Origin of the sequence: Microbacterium sp. NPDC090003 (assembly GCF_044748385.1) — a bacterium.
In the GTDB taxonomy this organism is placed as follows: Bacteria; Actinomycetota; Actinomycetes; order Actinomycetales; family Microbacteriaceae; genus Microbacterium.
In genome coordinates this window covers 888,129-903,932 of sequence record NZ_JBIVFW010000001.1, presented here as the reverse complement: position 1 = coordinate 903,932, position 15,804 = coordinate 888,129, and the positions used below count along the sequence as shown (strand labels likewise).

At 68.1% G+C, this 15,804-nt stretch carries 14 protein-coding genes; 6 read left to right on the top strand and 8 right to left on the bottom strand.

Annotation, left to right across the window (positions count from 1 at the left end; translation table 11 throughout):
- Nucleotides 1–5 precede the first annotated feature (5 nt).
- Genes ACIPVN_RS04470 through ACIPVN_RS04460 form a run of 3 tightly spaced genes read left to right on the top strand, consistent with a single transcriptional unit; the run spans nucleotide 6 to nucleotide 2,913 of the window.
- A complete protein-coding gene (locus ACIPVN_RS04470; protein ID WP_400440001.1) occupies nucleotides 6–956 on the top strand; it encodes a glycosyltransferase in 951 nt (316 codons plus the stop codon).
- The gene (locus tag ACIPVN_RS04465) at nucleotides 953–2,182 is read left to right on the top strand and encodes a lipopolysaccharide biosynthesis protein (protein WP_400439999.1); all 1,230 of its coding nucleotides are present in this window, start codon (nucleotides 953–955) and stop codon (nucleotides 2,180–2,182) included. Before ACIPVN_RS04470 ends, ACIPVN_RS04465 begins: the two co-directional genes overlap by 4 nt.
- The gene (locus ACIPVN_RS04460; RefSeq protein WP_400439996.1) at nucleotides 2,179–2,913 is read left to right on the top strand and encodes a glycosyltransferase; all 735 of its coding nucleotides are present in this window, start codon (nucleotides 2,179–2,181) and stop codon (nucleotides 2,911–2,913) included. The genes ACIPVN_RS04465 and ACIPVN_RS04460 overlap by 4 nt, the downstream gene beginning before the upstream one ends.
- Here ACIPVN_RS04460 and ACIPVN_RS04455 read toward each other — a convergent pair whose 3' ends face one another.
- Genes ACIPVN_RS04455 through ACIPVN_RS04435 form a run of 5 tightly spaced genes read right to left on the bottom strand, consistent with a single transcriptional unit; the run spans nucleotide 2,914 to nucleotide 7,111 of the window.
- Nucleotides 2,914–3,801 (bottom strand): glycosyltransferase family 2 protein, encoded by an 888-nt coding sequence (locus tag ACIPVN_RS04455; protein ID WP_400439994.1) that lies wholly within the window; start codon nucleotides 3,799–3,801, stop codon nucleotides 2,914–2,916.
- A gap of 38 nt (nucleotides 3,802–3,839) precedes the next feature.
- The gene (locus ACIPVN_RS04450) at nucleotides 3,840–4,763 is read right to left on the bottom strand and encodes an NAD-dependent epimerase/dehydratase family protein (protein ID WP_400439992.1); all 924 of its coding nucleotides are present in this window, start codon (nucleotides 4,761–4,763) and stop codon (nucleotides 3,840–3,842) included.
- Nucleotides 4,744–5,766 (bottom strand): glycosyltransferase, encoded by a 1,023-nt coding sequence (locus ACIPVN_RS04445; protein WP_400439989.1) that lies wholly within the window; start codon nucleotides 5,764–5,766, stop codon nucleotides 4,744–4,746. Before ACIPVN_RS04445 ends, ACIPVN_RS04450 begins: the two co-directional genes overlap by 20 nt.
- Nucleotides 5,763–6,593 (bottom strand): glycosyltransferase family 2 protein, encoded by an 831-nt coding sequence (locus tag ACIPVN_RS04440; protein ID WP_400439986.1) that lies wholly within the window; start codon nucleotides 6,591–6,593, stop codon nucleotides 5,763–5,765. The genes ACIPVN_RS04445 and ACIPVN_RS04440 overlap by 4 nt, the downstream gene beginning before the upstream one ends.
- Nucleotides 6,590–7,111: a GtrA family protein gene (locus tag ACIPVN_RS04435; RefSeq protein ID WP_400439983.1), complete on the bottom strand. Its 522-nt coding sequence runs from the start codon at nucleotides 7,109–7,111 to the stop codon at nucleotides 6,590–6,592. Before ACIPVN_RS04435 ends, ACIPVN_RS04440 begins: the two co-directional genes overlap by 4 nt.
- Nucleotides 7,112–7,307: 196 nt before the next feature.
- Between ACIPVN_RS04435 and glf the strand changes: the two genes are divergently transcribed.
- The 3 genes from glf to ACIPVN_RS04420 are packed head-to-tail and all read left to right on the top strand — an operon-like array spanning nucleotide 7,308 to nucleotide 10,001.
- On the top strand, nucleotides 7,308–8,444 hold the full coding sequence (gene glf / locus ACIPVN_RS04430) for a UDP-galactopyranose mutase (protein ID WP_400439980.1): 1,137 nt from the start codon (nucleotides 7,308–7,310) through the stop codon (nucleotides 8,442–8,444).
- A gap of 31 nt (nucleotides 8,445–8,475) precedes the next feature.
- A complete protein-coding gene (locus ACIPVN_RS04425; RefSeq protein WP_400439977.1) occupies nucleotides 8,476–9,267 on the top strand; it encodes an ABC transporter permease in 792 nt (263 codons plus the stop codon).
- Nucleotides 9,267–10,001, top strand: a complete 735-nt coding sequence (locus tag ACIPVN_RS04420) for an ABC transporter ATP-binding protein (RefSeq protein WP_400439974.1) — start codon at nucleotides 9,267–9,269, stop codon at nucleotides 9,999–10,001. The genes ACIPVN_RS04425 and ACIPVN_RS04420 overlap by 1 nt, the downstream gene beginning before the upstream one ends.
- Before the next feature lie 25 nt (nucleotides 10,002–10,026).
- Here the strand turns inward: ACIPVN_RS04420 and ACIPVN_RS04415 are convergent, their stop codons facing one another.
- Genes ACIPVN_RS04415 through ACIPVN_RS04405 form a run of 3 tightly spaced genes read right to left on the bottom strand, consistent with a single transcriptional unit; the run spans nucleotide 10,027 to nucleotide 15,753 of the window.
- A complete protein-coding gene (locus tag ACIPVN_RS04415; protein WP_400439971.1) occupies nucleotides 10,027–11,649 on the bottom strand; it encodes a phospholipid carrier-dependent glycosyltransferase in 1,623 nt (540 codons plus the stop codon).
- Entirely contained in the window at nucleotides 11,646–14,756 is a 3,111-nt protein-coding gene (locus tag ACIPVN_RS04410; RefSeq protein WP_400439968.1) for a glycosyltransferase, read from the bottom strand. The genes ACIPVN_RS04415 and ACIPVN_RS04410 overlap by 4 nt, the downstream gene beginning before the upstream one ends.
- Nucleotides 14,740–15,753, bottom strand: a complete 1,014-nt coding sequence (locus ACIPVN_RS04405) for a rhamnan synthesis F family protein (RefSeq protein WP_400439966.1) — start codon at nucleotides 15,751–15,753, stop codon at nucleotides 14,740–14,742. Before ACIPVN_RS04405 ends, ACIPVN_RS04410 begins: the two co-directional genes overlap by 17 nt.
- Nucleotides 15,754–15,804: the final 51 nt, after the last annotated feature.

Genomic DNA, 15,804 nt, shown 5'->3' with positions numbered 1-15,804 from the left:
CTCGGATGAGCGCCTCCCCCGTGTGGGCGGTGTTCTCGACGTTCCGTCCCGGAGACTCTGCTCTGGAAGCCGTCTCCTCCGTCGCCGACCAGGTCGAGGGAGTGATCGTCGTCGACGACGGGTCGGGACCCATCGCCGAGGCGATGCTCGACCGGCTCGAGCGCGGAGGTGCGATCGTCGTCCGCCGGCCCGAGAACGACGGGATCGCGGCCGCGCTCAACGACGGGATCACTCGGGCGATCGGCTCCGGTGCCGCCTTCGTGGTCACCTTCGACCAGGATTCCCGCGTGCCGGAGGGGTTCGTCCGGGGCCTCGTCGCCGCCCACGATTCCGCGACCCGCGCCGGCGCCCGCGTCGGCCTCGTCGTGCCCGAGTACTTCGCCGGCGTGCGGCAGCAGACGGGGCCCGCAGCGCCGTTCGGCGACGCCGCGAACGTCATCCAGTCGGGGATGCTCATCCCTGCGGCCGTGATCGCCGAGGCGGGACCCCTGCGGGAGGACTTCTTCATCGATCTCGTCGACATGGAGTTCGGCCTGCGGCTCCGTGCCCGCGGGTGGCGGGTGCTCGCCGCGGGAGGGGTGCGGATGGAGCACACGCTCGGTACCCGGTATCGGCGCGAGCTCTTCGGACGAACGGTGGCGTTCCCGGGGGTCCCCGACGAGTTCAGCCTGAGCACGCCGTTCCGTTACTTCTATCGCGTGCGGAATCGCCTGATCCTCAACCGCGAGTACTTCTTCTCCGCGCCGGGGCAGATCATCCGCGAGACGCTGCTCGACGGCATCCACTTCGCGAACGCCTGGTGGGTCGCGCGGCCGCGCCGCGCCCTGGCGCGCGTGTACCGGGCCGCCCTCGTCGCCGCCGTGCGCGGTCGGATGGGACGGATGCCCGCTGCGCTGTTCCCGATCGCGGCGGGGATCCGGTGGGATGCACCGATCGTCGAGGCGGGGGAGAAGTGAGCGGGCCGATCCGGACGGCGATCGGTCGTCTCAGCGGATTCACGATCTCCGTCGCGGTCGTGACGATCATCGGGATCGTCTCGATCCCGCTCCTGACCGCGTCCCTCGGCGACGCGACCTGGGGAAAGCTCGCACTCGTGCAGACCGTCTCGCAGTTCGGCGGCATCCTCGTGGCCTTCGGCTGGGGAGCGACCGGGGCGGCGACCGTCGCCGGCATCCCCATCGGGCAGCGCCAGGCCTTCTATCGCTCGTCATTGCGCGCCCGCGGGCTGCTCTATCTGCTCGTGCTGCCGGTCATCGCCGTTATCCTGACTCTCCTCACGCGCGGCGATGTGCTGATCTCGGTGCTGGGCGCCGCGGTCTACCTGCTACCGAATCTCGGGGCGATCTGGTACTTCACGGGGGAGGGGAAGCCGCTCCGTGTTCTGCTCTGCGACACGCTCCCGACCGTCGCCGGAGGCATCGCGGGTATCATCGGCGCCGTCGTCACGGGCGAGCTCTGGGTCTATCTCGTCGCGCAGGGGCTGGGCTTCATCGGCGCCATCGTGCTCGATGCCGTCGTCGTGCTGCGCGGTTCCTCCGGGGCTTCGCATTCTCCAGTTCCGCTGCGCGCCGCGCTGAGCGGGCAGCGGCACGCCGTCTCGGCGACCCTCGTCAGCGGTCTGTACGTCACCCTGCCCATGGTGGCCGTACAGGTCTTCCTCCCCGGACTGCAGCCGATGTACGCGTTCGCCGACCGCCTCTTCAAGTACGCCTCGGTCGCGCTGCTCCCCATTCAGCAGTACTTCCAGAGCTGGGTGCCCGACCCCGAGGCCGACTTCCGTCACCGTGCCAGGATCGCGACTCTCGCCGCCATGGCCATCGGCGTCATCGGTGGCGCGTGTATCGCGGTGCTGAGCCCGTGGGTTTCCACGTTCCTCTCGGTGGGCGAGATCAGCGTGCCGTGGCAGGTGTCGCTGCCCCTCGGCGTCGCCTTCGTGGGGATCGCCACGGCCGCGATCGTCGGCTATGCGTGTCTGGTCGTCGTCGGACGCGTGCGCGCGCTCGCGGTGTCGACCCTCATCGGCGCGATCGTCGGAGCGCCGCTGATCCTCCTCTTCGCCGCCGCCGGATCCGTGCCTCTCGTGGCCTGGGCCGTGGCGGTGTCCGAGCTCTGCGTCGGCGGCTATCAGGTTCTCGTCCTGCGGCGGGAGCTGCGCAAACCGATCACGGAGGTGGCGTCATGAGCGCGGTGCGGGTGAGCGTCTGCATGGCGACGTACAACGGCGAGCGGTTCCTCGGCCCCCAGATCGAGTCGATCCTGCGGGAGCTCGAGTCCCAGGACGAGCTCGTCGTCGTCGACGATGCCTCGACGGACGAAACCGTCGCGGCGCTGGAGGCTTTCGACGATCCGCGCATCCGCGTGCACGCACGTCAGGAGAACCGGGGGTACGTCAAGACGTTCGAAGAGGCTCTGGGACGAGCGACCGGAGACATCCTGATGCTCTCCGACCAGGACGACGTCTGGGTGCCAGGGCGTCGCGCGCTGTTCGTCGCCGCGCTCGAGGACTCCGCCGTCGCCGCCTCCAACCTGGTGCTGCTCGGCTCCGACGAACCGCTGCCGAATCCGCTCACCCGTCGTCCGTGGCGGTTGCGCGCCGCATGGTCCCGCCAGGGCACCCGTAACGCGCTGCGGATCTTCGCGGGTATGGCGCCGTACTACGGATGCGCGATGGCGATCCGCCGCGACGTCGTGGATCGGATCCTCCCGTTCCCGCACTACCTCGACGAGAGCCACGACCTGTGGATCGCGCTCTTCGGCAACGCACACCGCACCATGGCGCACATCGAGACGGCGACGATCCGGCGCCGCATCCACGACGCGAATGCCTCACCCTCCCGCCCGCGGGGCGTCGGAGCGGTGCTCCGCGCTCGGGTCATGCTGCTGCGCGCCTGGGGGAGCGCACGACGCCGCTGATCAGCGGAGGATGTGCCGCCAGAGCGCGCGGCGGCCGGCGGCATCGCCGTGGCGCAGCACCGTCGGCACCGTCGTGAGAGCGTGGAGCCGCGCGAACAGCCGAGCCCGGGCGGCTCGGGCAGTCGATCGCCACCCCCGTGCGTCTGCGCGTCGCGCGGTCTCGAGGAAGAATCGACGGTCGTCGGTGAAGCGGGAACCGTCGAGGATCGCCTTCTGCGAGGCGCTCTCGGTGTGCCGACGATAGGCGAACACCTCGTCGTCGATCACGATGAGCGATCCGCCCGCGAACGCGATGTCGAGCAGGATCGCGAGGTCGAGGACGATGGGCAGGTCATCGCGGAACTCGTGGGCTCGGATCGCGTCGGTGCGGAAGAGCAGCGAGGGCCAGTACAGCCAGTTCCCGCGCGTGAGACTGGTCGCGAGCCGCTCGTTCGACAGCACGGCATCGCCCGCCCGGGTGTCGGGGCGCAGCATCCGCTGCTTCACGCGGTCGACGAGCGGCAGCGACGGTGCGCCGTTCTCATCGATGACCCGCACGCCCGGTTGGAACACCGCGGCATCCGGATGCCGTCGCACGGCGTCGCGCAGGGCGGACACGAAACCCGGCAGGAGCAGATCGTCGCTGCCCAGCACCACGAGGTGATCAGCCGTCGCGAGTCTCACGCTGGTGCGGAAGTTCTCGATGATCCCGACATTCACGTCGTTGCGGACGTATCGGACGCGGGGGTCTTCGACCTGCGCGAAGTACTCGGCGACCGTCGGATCCGGATACGCATCGTCGATCACCGTCAGCCGCCACTCGGGGTCGCTCTGCGCGAGCACGGATTCGACCGTCTGCCGCAGGAGCAGAGGATCGCCCCAGAAGGGCAGCATGATATCGATGGTCATCGTGCCTCCAGCATACGAAGAGCCCCGCCGTCGACGGCTCAGCCGCGCGTGAGGAGGTCCAGACGCGCGCGCATCACTCTGTCGAGACCTTCCGGGAGGTTCGTACCGATGAGGTCGTCGAGGTCCGGCCAGACCTCCGACCGCACGCGCAGATCCAGGGCCTGCCCGACCGCAGCCCCTTGGCCGACGAGCGAGAAACCGGAGCGACGTCGCAGCCGGCGAAGCTCGCCGATGATCGCGCCGACCGACACCGCTCGGCCGGTGCCGATGATCTTGGTCACGGTGTCGCCGGCGCCGAGTCCGCGCGCTCGGGAAACCGAGGCGCTGATGACGTCTGCGGCGTCGTCTTCGTAGATGTAATCGCGCAAGGTGTCGAGCGAGACGTAGATCGTCGCCGGCTGCAGGGTGATCGCGCTGTTGACCAGGGTCGAGATCAGCCCCTGGCCCTTCGAGAGATCCTGTCCGGGACCATAGAGGTTGGTGAGACGCCCGATCACCGTGCGCCAGCCGTGGGCCTCGCCGTATGCGCTCGCGAGTCGCTCCATGTCGAGCTTGGCTTCGCCGTAGGCCGATGCGGGCACTGCGGGGCTGTACTCGGTGAAGGGGCCGCCGCCCGCGCCGCCGTACGCGCCGCCGACGGATGAGGTGAGGAACAGCACCACGACGGCATCGGACTCCGCACAGGCGCGTCCGAGCGCTGCGAGGAAGGACTCGAAAACGTCGACCTCCTCCTGCAGGCGTTCGCGGGGTGTCGACGTGACGCCCTTCCCGGCGCACCAATAGATCTCGTGCACGCCTGCGGGGGTGAGGAAGTCGGTCACCGCGGAGGACAGCGTCCGTTTCGCGCGCTCCGGGTCCGTCCAGTCGACGGTCACGGAGAACGGGGTGTCTGATCGGGCACGCGCGACCGCCTCACCGAGGAGCCCGCGTCCGATGACCCACCTACGCGCCGCGCTCGCCACCCGGTTCCTTCGACGCAGGCTCGCGGTGCCCCAGGGGGCCGGACAGAGGATCGCGCACGATGAGATACGTCGGACGGCCGAGGGCGGAGCTCACGGCGACGCCCAAGTACTCGGCCACGATTCCGAGCGCCATCAGGATGGCCCCGATCCCGACCGCGGTGAGGACCATCTGCGACGTCCACCCCGCTGGGATGTCGACCGCGAACGCCCGCATGATCACCAGATAGAGAGCGAAGACGATCCCGCCGATGAAGAACAGCGCCCCGACTCCGGTGACGAAACGGAGGCCGCGCGTGCCGGACGTCAACACCATTCGCCAGAAGTGCGCGAAGAGACGCCGATAGGAGTATCCGGAGTCCCGATCGCCTTCCTCGCGGAGCAGCACGGGCGAGGTCACCGTGTGCGCCGACACCCAGCTGAGGGCGACATCGAGGTAGACCCCCGTGCCGGCGTAGGCGGCGACGCTGCGCGCGATCTCGCCCAGGATCAACCGGTAGCTGTTGAACTGCGAGGCGCGACCGCCGCCCAGGAACGACTCGAGCAACTTCTTCGAGCTCTTCGAGGCCGTATTCCGCACGAATCCGTGGGGCGGGCGATTGCTCGGTGCGGCGTACACGAGATCCGCCTGCTCACGCAGCGCCGTATCGATCATGCTGCCGATGAACACGGGATCGTGCTGCCCGTCTTCGTCGAGCGTCACGACCCAATCGCCACCCGAGCTCGCGATCCCGGCGAGGGTCGCCGCGTGCTGGCCGTAGTTCCGGCTGAGCCAGACCGGACGGATCCAGGGCTTGGACGCCGCGAGCCGACGGATGACCGCACCCGAGTCGTCGGGTCCGCGATCGTAGCTGAGGATGACCTCCGTGACGATCGCGCGATGGCCCTCGGGGGTCGTGAACTCCCGCGTCCAGGGCTCGATGCTCTGCGCCAGGGCGTCGAGCGTGCGCTCGCCCTGGTAGACGGGGGTGACCACGCTGATGCGATGGACGTAGGGATCGCTCATCGGTTCCTCCATCTGAGCACGGTGTAGGAGAGTCGGCGAAGCCGCGCCATCACGCTCGCGCGGACGTTGCCGATTCGCAGGTCCCACGCCGAGACCACCGACGGATGCTCCTGGCGGAACCATCGGTGGAAGCGGCGGGCCTGATCGGCCTGCGACGCGATCAGCACGGCACTCCACTGGGAGTCGGAGAGTCGGAAGGTGGCCCCGGTCTCGGGATCGGGCACGAACGTGCCGTCGAGGAGTACACGGGAGTACGTCGCCTGATCGATCAGGTACGGGAAGGTCGCATCCCAGCCGCCCGCCCGTTCGAGCGCATCGCGCCGCATCGTCACGGATGCCGGCTCGCCGAACAGGTTCGACCCCGCCCGCACCGCCTTCGCCGCGGCACGTGCACCGTCCATCGGCGCGCCGAGGCCGCGGAGGCCCCAATCGGGCATCAGCACCTTGCCCTCGGCATCCGTCACGTCGCGCCGGCAGGCGGTGAGCACAGCCCCGCTCGTGCGGAGCAGCTCCACTTGCCGAGCCAGGATGCCCGGCCGCAGCACGTCGTCGCCGCACACGAGCTTGATGTACTCGCCGTGGGCCTCAGCGGTCACCCGATTCCAGTTGCGCTCGGCCCCGCCGCCGCTCGCGGTGGTGAGGATCGTGACGCGCGGGTCGTCGCGATAGCGGTCGAGCACCCGGTCCGACCCGTCGGTGGAGGAGTGGTCCGCCACGATCAGTTCGAAGTCGATGCCCTCTTGATCGAGCACCGAGTCGATGGTCTCCGCAAGAGTGCCGGCGTTGTTGTAGGCGGGGATCACCACGCTGAGGGTGGGCGTCGTCACGCGGTGGGCTCCTTGCGTCGGAACGAGAAGAGGCTGTGGCCGAAATAACTCACCATCGTCGTGACGAAGACGATGAGCGCCTGCGCCACGATGGGCTGGAGATGTGCGAACTCCACGAGGAGCGGCAGGAGCACGGCGTTGATGCCGAGCGAGGTCAGATACACCAGCTCGAACCGCATCAAGTCGGTCCAGACGTGACCGCGGACGCGGAAGACGAGGCGGCGGTAGAGCACGAAGGCGCACAGGACGCTGGCGACGTGGGCGAACAGCAGCGTCACCATGTAGCCCCACAGCTGGCCGACGGTGATGTCGAAGAGGGCGAACCACCCGAATCCGACGACGGTGTTGATGCCGCCGACGAAGAGGAAGGCGATGCGACGATCACGGAAAAGACGAAGGAGGGGCCCGTCCGGCCCCCGCATCCCGGCGACCGAGCGATCCTCGTCGGCGGTCGGCTCGTCCGCAGCGGTGCCGGAGTCTGCGACGCCCGATTCGCTGTCGTCTCGACCAGTGCTCATCGGCTCGCCCACCTGACCTGCGCTTTCGCTCACCACCGCCCTGCCGGTGCCCATTGAGACTACCGCATGGCACCCCGTCGACCCTGAGCGGGCGGCGGCGCCGTCGCAGGTAGCATGGGAACGCCAACGGCCGCCCACCGACGGGTCCGGCCGCGACGGGTCCTTCGACAGGGATCCAGACAGGAAAGAAGCATCCATGGACCTCCTCATCGTCGGCTCCGGTCTCTTCGGACTCACCATCGCCGAGCGCGCTGCCGCGGCCGGACGCAAGGTGACCATCCTCGAACGACGCCACCACATCGGCGGCAACGCGTACAGCGAGGCCGAGGCCACCACCGGCATCGAGGTCCACCGCTATGGGGCGCACCTCTTCCACACGTCGAACGCGACGGTGTGGGAGTACGTCAACCGCTTCACCACCTTCACGAACTACGTCCACCGGGTGTACTCCGCTCACAAGGGCGTGGTCTATCCGTTGCCGATCAACCTCGGCACGATCAACCAGTTCTTCCAGGCTGCGTACAGCCCGGCCGAGGCGAGGGCTCTCATCCAGGAGCAGGCCGGCGAGTTCGACCCGACGTCCGCGAGCAACCTCGAGGAGCGCGGCATCGGCCTCATCGGACGCCCGCTGTTCGAGGCGTTCATCCGGGATTACACGGCCAAGCAGTGGCAGACCGAGGCGAAGGATCTCCCGGCCTCGATCATCAGCCGTCTCCCCGTCCGCTACACGTACGACAACCGTTATTTCAACGACACGTGGGAGGGCCTGCCGACCGACGGGTACACGGCGTGGCTCGAGCGCATGGCCGACCACCCCAACATCGACGTGCGCCTCTCGACGGATTTCTTCGACGAGGCTCAGCCCCTCAACCGCGCTGCCGTCGTCGGGCAGGTGCCGATCGTCTACACCGGCCCCGTGGATCGATACTTCGAGTACACCGAGGGCGAGTTGAGCTGGCGCACGATCGACCTCGAGGAGGAGGTCCTCGACATCGGCGACTTCCAGGGCACCAGCGTCATGAACTACCCGGACGCCGACGTCCCCTTCACGCGCATTCACGAGTTCCGCCACTTCCACCCGGAGCGCGCTGAGCGCTACCCGAAGGACCGCACGGTGATCATGCGCGAGTTCTCGCGATTCGCCGGCCGCGACGATGAGCCCTACTACCCGGTCAACACCGCGACCGACCGTGAGCGTCTCCTCGCCTACCGTGAGCTGATGGCGGGGGAGAAGGACGTGCACTTCGGCGGCCGCCTCGGCACGTACCAGTACCTCGACATGCACATGGCCATCGGTTCCGCGCTGTCCATGTGGAACAACACGCTCGCCTGATCGGCGACCGGACGATGTTCCTCACACCGGGATGAGCGAGACCTCGATCGGCGCGCCGGGTTCGGCGCGCCGCTACCTGCACTCCCTCTGGCTCCTGTCGGCGCGCGATCTTCGCGTGCGCTACGCCACGAGCTGGCTGGGGTACCTGTGGTCGGTGCTCGACCCGCTTCTGATGAGCCTGATCTACTGGTTCGTCTTCACCCAGGTCTTCTCGCGCACCGTCGGCGAGCAGCCGTACATCGTCTTCCTCATCTCGGCGCTTCTGCCGTGGGTGTGGTTCAACTCGGCCGTGACGGACTTCACCCGCGCGTTCAGTCGCGACTCCAAGCTCGTGCGATCCACCGCGATCCCGCGCTCCATCTGGGTGAATCGAATCGTGCTGAGCAAGGGCATAGAGTTCCTCTGCTCGCTGCCGGTTCTCGCGGCCTTCGCGATCTTCGCGGGCGCGACGGTGTCGTGGCAGTTGCTGTGGTTCCCCGTCGCGGTGCTCTTGCAGGCGGTGCTGCTGGTGGGCCTCGGCCTCCTGGTGGCTCCGTTGTGCGCACTGTACGCCGACCTCGAGCGCACCACCCGCCTGATCCTTCGCGTGCTGTTCTACGCGTCCCCGATCATCTACGCCGGCTCCGACCTCCCGGGCGCGTTCGGCCAGTTCGCGGCGGCCAACCCGCTGTTCGGCATCTTCAGCCTCTACCGGGTCGCGTTCTTCCCCGATCAGTGGAACCCCACAGAGGTCCTGGGCGCAGTCCTCGTCAGCGCCCTCGTTCTGGTGCTCGGCGTCCTCGTCTTCCGGCGCCTCGAGCCCGCTGTCCTGAAGGAGCTGTGATGAGCGCGATCGAGGTCGTCGATCTGGGCGTCCGCTTCCGCCGTAATCGTCGGGGCCGCCGAAGTTTCAAAGATCTCTTCGGAGGCAAGGGGCGCGGCAAGCGTCCCGGCGAGTTCTGGGCCCTCCGGAACGTCTCGTTCACGGTGCAGCCCGGTGAATCCATCGGCGTCGTCGGCCGGAACGGCCAGGGCAAGTCGACCCTGCTGAAGCTCGTCGCCGGAGTGCTCCTGCCCGACGAGGGGCGTGTCGACGTGCACCAGGGCGTCGCCCCGTTGATCGAGCTCACCGGCGGGTTCGTCGGCGATCTCACGGTGCGCGAGAACGTGCGCCTCACCGCCGGCCTGCACGGGATGAGCCGCGCGGAGATCTCCCGCCGGTTCGACGGCATCATCGAGTTCGCCGAACTGCAGGACTTCCTCGACACCCCGTACAAGCACCTCTCGAACGGAATGAAGGTGCGCCTCGCATTCTCGGTCGTCTCGCAGCTCGAGGAGCCGATCCTGCTCGTCGACGAGGTGCTCGCGGTGGGGGACAAGGCCTTCCGTGAGAAGTGCTATCGCCGGATCGACGAGCTGCTCGCCGAGGGGCGGACGCTGTTCTTCGTGAGCCACAACGAGCGGGACCTGCGTCGGTTCTGCGTGCGAGGACTCTACCTCGACAAGGGAGCGCTCGTGCTCGACGGGCCGATCGGCGACGTGCTCGATCGGTACAACGCCGACAGCGCCCCGGCCTGAGCGGATAACCGGCCGGGGCGGATGCTCACTCGGTCGATGTCTCCGGCGTGCGGTACAGGATGAGCTGAGGGCCGCCGTTCGCGCCACCCACGGCCTTCGCGAGGAAGTCGATGCTCTGCCAGATGCGCACAGGCTCCCAGGGCGACGCGGGGGCGATGCCCACGCTGTTCCACTCCGTGTCGATCGGGAGCTGCTGGATCGCCGAGTACACGGCCTGCTCCTCCGGCATGTTGTCGGCCCGGAGGTAGCGGTTGACCATCGACGATGACGTGAGGATGTACGGCAGACGATCGATCCCCTCGCGCGGGCCGACGACGTCGCCCACGACCGTGAGCTCGGCGGCGAGATTGCGGGGACCGTCGCTTCGGAACGGGGTGTAGCCGTCGTAGAAGGTGTCATCGGCTTCGATCCCTCGAGCGGCGAGGTCGTCGGCCGCCGTCTGCCGGGTGTCCGGCGCCAGAGCCACTGCGAGCTGGGCGAAGGATGCCAGCAGGAGCGAGACCGCGGATACGGCTGCCAGCGCACCCACGATGATCCTCGGCGCGCGCCCGCGCGCGGATGTCCAGCGCCACGCGGCGTCGAGCCCGACGGCCGCCAGCAGGAGGGGGGTGATGAACATCGGGAGTCCCCAGCGGTCCCAGTGCAGAGTGAGGATCGAGATCGCCACCCAGAACACCAGCCCCGTGAGGAGGGGGAGCATGTCCCACCGCCGTCCGGTGACGGCCGCGATGAGACCCACGGCGGCGAAGAGTACGACGATGATGCCGCCGCTGCTCAGGAACGAGGACGCGTAGAAGAGCGCGTTTCCCGACCAGTCCAGGCCATCGGCCCCGAGATGCCCCGTCGAGTTCTGCTGGAACAGCTGGGCGCGCACCTCGGAGAAGTTGGTGAACAGCGTCGGTGACAACGCGAAGGTGAACCCGAGGACCATGACGATCGCCGCGGCCCCCCGCACCGGGATCCGCCAGTAGTGGCGTGACCGGATCGATGCGACGATCACCGCGAGTGCGATGGTGGAGGTGGCGGCGACGGCCGGGTACTTGGCCGTGATGCCGATCGCGACCCCGGCGGACGCCAGAACGAGCCACGGCCAACTCTCGCGCTGGATGTAGCGCACGGCGCCGAGGACCGTCAGAAGCACCGCGAACACCAGGGGGACATCGGGCGTCGCGTAGCGCGAGTGCTCGACGAGAGGGGGGAAGAACGCGATCGCGAAGGCGGACCACAGGCCGGCCGCGCGAGTGTACGAGCTGCCGATGAAGTAGGCGACGACGATGGATGCCGTGCCGAGCGTCGCCGTCGTCGCCCGGGCGAGGGCATAGAAGGGGGCCTGGTCGACCGCGAAGAGCGTCTCGGGAGATCCGCCGCCGAAGAGGTGCGACCACGCCTGGTAGACGATGTAGCTCAGCTGCGTCTCGAGGTGATCGGGGCGGAAGAAGAACGGCGGCGCGAAGGAGTTCCGCTGAGCCATGTCGATGGCGCCCTCGACGACCACCCACTCGTCGGCGTGGAGCTGGAGAGGGAGCCCCCAGCCGACGCCACCGAAGCGGACGACCGCCCCGACCACCACGATGGCGAGCAGCGCCCACCCGATGAGGTCCGGGCGGTGCAGACGACGGCGCGTCGCGGACGCGTCGATCGCGCTCACCGTCGACCCTGCGCGGCGAGGTCGGCGATCGCGTGGTCGAGCAGGATGCGTGCGCGCGCTGCGAAGGAGTGCTCCTCGCGGATGCGCCGGCTGATCTCGGCGAGAGCATCTGCATCGGGGAAGCGCTCGTCGAGGTCGCTCTCGAGGAACGGCACGATCTCGGAGACGGTGTCGTAGGTCTGCACGGCGCCGTCGAAGATCTGATCGATACCGGGAACGTCGTCGCTGAATGCGCGGCCACCGGCCGCGACGACGTCGAACAGACGATTCGAGATGAACCCCTCGCGTTGCATGTCGGCCCAATGGTCGTTGAGTACGACCGAGGCCGAGGAGTAGAGCTGCCCGAGCTCGGCGTTGTCGACGCGCTCACCCGTGATCGCATCCTCGGGAACGAATCGCCCCCAGTCTCCGCCGTAGAGCTCGAGGGGGAGTCCGGCGCGGATGGACTCCATGACGGTCGGACGGGGGATGCCGCGACTGTTGCCGACGAAGAGCGGGCCGCCGCTCTTCGCCCGGGTGGCGGAGTCTCCCGGGTGGAAGCGGTCGGGGTCGGTGCACTGCAGCAGCGCCTCGACCGGGAAGCCCCAGCGGTGGGACTGCTGGGCGGACCAGCTGAGCGAGGCGGCGAACACGCGGTCGAAGACCTGCGCCTCCTGCCTCGTCACCATGTCGGGGTGACTGATCACCCAGAGGTACGACAGAGCCCCCGGAGACGGGACGTAGAGGTCGAGACCTCGCAGATGCACGACGACGTCGTCGAGATAGTCCGTCCCCCGTCGCTGCGCTTCGCGCGCATCGACGACAGTCTCCTGGCCCAGGGATTCCAGGGCGGCGGCGAGTGAACGGCCGAAATGCGTGTCGCCCCAGGTCTCGCCCTTCGGCCCGGCGGGTGAGGCGGTCTTGATCGCCCACCGCAGCCGAGGCACCGTGCGGCCGTCGATCTCGACATCGCGTCGATCCCGGACCACGACGGGAACCAGAGGCATGGGCGGCGTCACGCGCTTGCCGATCTCGTGGGGCTCGAGGGGCGGGGGAAGTTCCCGGCGCCAGTGCGCGACACGCAGTCCGGCCCGAGCGTAAGCCTCGTCGCCGTCGGAAGAGATGACCGGCAGATTCTTCGCGCGGAGGGCATTCGTCGTCCCCGCTGGGTCGGTCACCGTGAACTCGCGGGCGGGAGAAACCTGCGTGAGCACGATATCCGTGCGGGCGACCAATCCGTGCCCGCTGAGGCCGGCGCTCAGTCCGGCGAGTTCATGCTCGTTGTAGAGGAGCGGGTCGATCCCACCGATCGACTCGAGGACCTCGCGACCGATGGCGAACGTGCGTCCGGAGAGGGCACTCACCGCCACGCGGTCGCCGAGACGTCGGGCATCCTCAGCGGGGTGTCCACCGAGGATCGCCACCGGGGCCCCGTAGGCTCCGACGAGCATCGAGCCCACGCTCTCGACGGTGCCGTCCAGCCCGAGCGTGAGCGGGATCACCGCATCGGATCCGTGCGTCGCAACCTCCTCGATCAGATCGACGAGGGTGTCGCGGGAGAAGGTGGAACGTGGATCGACCACCGCGAAGACGGCGCTGCGGCTTCGGGAGAGCTCGAGATCCACCACGTACGCGAACGGTTCGCCGTCCTGGTGGAGGGCAGCGGACACGCGATCGCGGCCGTGAGCTGCGGCGCTGATCTGACGCCACTGATCGGGACGCACTCCGACGCCGACGAAGCGCACATCGGTTCCCTCGGGCGCGTCGGCGAGCGCGGCCAGCTTCGTGTGCAGGATGGGGTCGTGCGGCTGGATGAGCGTCACGATAGTGGCGGCGCCGACGACGTCCGACGCCTCGACACTCGAGTGGCGCAGTCGCACGGACGTGTTCCAACCGATGGCCTCGGTGGTCGAGATCCGGTCGGCAGCGTCATCCGCATTGTCGTAGTGGGCACCGAGCGTCGGGACGTGCGTGATCGGCGAATGCGCTGCGAGTTTGAGGATCAGATCGTAATCCACGGCGCGCCGGAGCTCGGGATCGAAGCCGCCCACCTCGACGACCGCTTCTTTTCGCGCGACCAGAGTGTTGAGGTCGATCGAGTTGCCGAGAATAAGACTCTGCGGGGCCGGCGAACCGTACCTGTAGCGGACGGTTCGACCATCGTCGAGCGCGATCGTGGCGTAGGCGCTGGTCAAGGAGTCCCGCGTCATGGTCGTCACCATGTCGCGGAGGAAATGCGGCTTCCACGTGTTGTCGCTGTCGAGGAAGGCGATGAACTCGCCCGTCGCCTCCGCGATTCCCGCGTTGCGGGCGGCGCATACTCCGAGATGATCCTGTCGGAGGAGGCGGATGCGCGGATCGCGGGCGGCAAGCAGCTCGGCGACGGCGACGGTGTCGTCCCAGGAGCCGTCGTCGACGATGAGCAACTCCCAGTCCTCCCAGGACTGCGCGAGGACGGATTCGACAGCGGTGCGCATAGCGCCCCCACGATTCCACACCGGCATGATGATGCTCGCTCGAGCTCCTGTTGCCGGACCATCGAACTCGAGGGATTCGGCGTGTTCGAGTTCCGCCCGCGGGTAGCGGTTGCGCCTATCGCGCTGCAGCGCGGCCCATGCGACCGTCGCGTCGAAGAGCACGGGGTAGATCTCCGACCAGGGCAGCGGCCGGGCACCCCCGGGCTCGATGATGACCTCGGTGGAGGCATCCCGTCGCACGCGCTCCCAGAGGTGACCGACGGGGCCCGCGGGGTGCTCGAGCGACTCCGGGTACTCGTCGGCGTAGCGCTTCACGCTCCACACTCCGGTGGTGTTCGCATGCCATGCCCGGGAGTTGAAGTAGTCGTAGAGAGCCGGTCTGTCGGTGCGGATCATGGCGCGGCGGATCACATACGGATCGGTCAGCACGTTCAGCGTGTAGCCCCAGCGGAATCCCACAGAGGCGTAATGCGCCGCCGCGTCCTCCACGCTGATCGAGGGCACTCCGAGCTGTGCGGCATAGAGTGCGGCGTCGACGACTCCGGTCCGCGCCAGACGTTCCGCGCGTCGCCGAGGGTCGGTCGACTCCAGCACGTCCTTGAGCACGGGCACTCGTCGCGCGAGGCGCGAGATCTCACGAATCGACGACATGGGAGGCGCGTCCTCTCAGGTGGCGGGGCTGCGGGGTGCGATATCCGAACATGAGACGTTCCGCGGCGTTCAACCGCGCGAAGCCGTAGTTCTCGTACCGGCGCTGGCTGTAGTACGGCTGCGTCGCGATGAGGTACTCGCGCACGCCGGCCATCTGCACGGGGTACTTCTTCTCGAGCTCTTCGAGGAGGGAGCCCGCGCCCAACCAATAAGGGTCGTAACGCAGCGTGTCGAGCTTGATGAGCGGCAGACGGCCGTCATCGAGACTGGAGTCGGCGAAAGCGCTCGACCAGTTGAGGTTGTCCGCCTGGGCGGGGTCGCGCCACTGCCGGGCATCGAAGTACCCGTCTTCGAGCGTGTCGAATCGGGCGGGAAAACTCTTGCGGCGCTGCCGCAGCCAGTGCACTCCGCGACGGGTGGCTCGCAGGCGTTCGTCGTGCGTCGGCGTGAAGTACGCGTCGAAGCGGTACCCGGCGTCGGACATCGCTCGGCTGATTCCGACCTCTTGCAGCTGAATGGCGGTCTGGCGGTCGGGTGCGGGTTTCGAGTCCGTCCAGAACCGACGGAACGCCAGCGAGTGAAGAGCCTCGCGAGTGAAGTGCAAGTAATAACTCTGGATGTGCAGGGAGTGCCTGGCGCTCTGCGTGATGCCCCACAGCTCCACCGGTCGCATGCTCATCGTCTGCATGATGCGGCCGAGTGGCCGGAAGAATCCGACGTAGGAGTCGTTGGTCAGAAGGACCTCGTCATAGGACTGCGCCCAGTCATAGCGTTCGAGGCAGTCCCTCCACGAACCGAAGTCGTGGCCGTAGTTGGCTCGACGGATCAGCGTGGCACGTGAGGAGATCGCTTCTGCAGCGGAGGGGGACAGGTCGACCGTCGTTGCGAGAACCACCTCGTCGAACTGCGTACCGAGCTCGTCGAGCTGGCGCAGGACGTGCGGAGCCGCTTCGCCACGCGGGTCGTAATGTGCGACGAGCGCGAGCCGTTTCGTCATGCGTCCTCTCCGGTGGTCTTCCGCTCAGCCATGTCCGTATCCTTCGTCCGA

Excerpts from the sequence above, each read along its gene's own strand:
- ACIPVN_RS04445 (WP_400439989.1), bottom strand. The coding sequence starts at position 5,766 with ATGAGCGATCCCTACGTCCATCGCATCAGCGTGGTCACCCCCGTCTAC.
- ACIPVN_RS04410 (WP_400439968.1), bottom strand. The coding sequence starts at position 14,756 with ATGTCGTCGATTCGTGAGATCTCGCGCCTCGCGCGACGAGTGCCCGTG.
- ACIPVN_RS04460 (WP_400439996.1), top strand. The coding sequence starts at position 2,179 with ATGAGCGCGGTGCGGGTGAGCGTCTGCATGGCGACGTACAACGGCGAG.
- ACIPVN_RS04425 (WP_400439977.1), top strand. The coding sequence starts at position 8,476 with ATGAGCGAGACCTCGATCGGCGCGCCGGGTTCGGCGCGCCGCTACCTG.
- ACIPVN_RS04405 (WP_400439966.1), bottom strand. The coding sequence starts at position 15,753 with ATGACGAAACGGCTCGCGCTCGTCGCACATTACGACCCGCGTGGCGAA.
- glf (WP_400439980.1), top strand. The coding sequence starts at position 7,308 with ATGGACCTCCTCATCGTCGGCTCCGGTCTCTTCGGACTCACCATCGCC.
- ACIPVN_RS04420 (WP_400439974.1), top strand. The coding sequence starts at position 9,267 with ATGAGCGCGATCGAGGTCGTCGATCTGGGCGTCCGCTTCCGCCGTAAT.
- ACIPVN_RS04435 (WP_400439983.1), bottom strand. The coding sequence starts at position 7,111 with ATGAGCACTGGTCGAGACGACAGCGAATCGGGCGTCGCAGACTCCGGC.
- ACIPVN_RS04455 (WP_400439994.1), bottom strand. The coding sequence starts at position 3,801 with ATGACCATCGATATCATGCTGCCCTTCTGGGGCGATCCTCTGCTCCTG.
- ACIPVN_RS04470 (WP_400440001.1), top strand. The coding sequence starts at position 6 with ATGAGCGCCTCCCCCGTGTGGGCGGTGTTCTCGACGTTCCGTCCCGGA.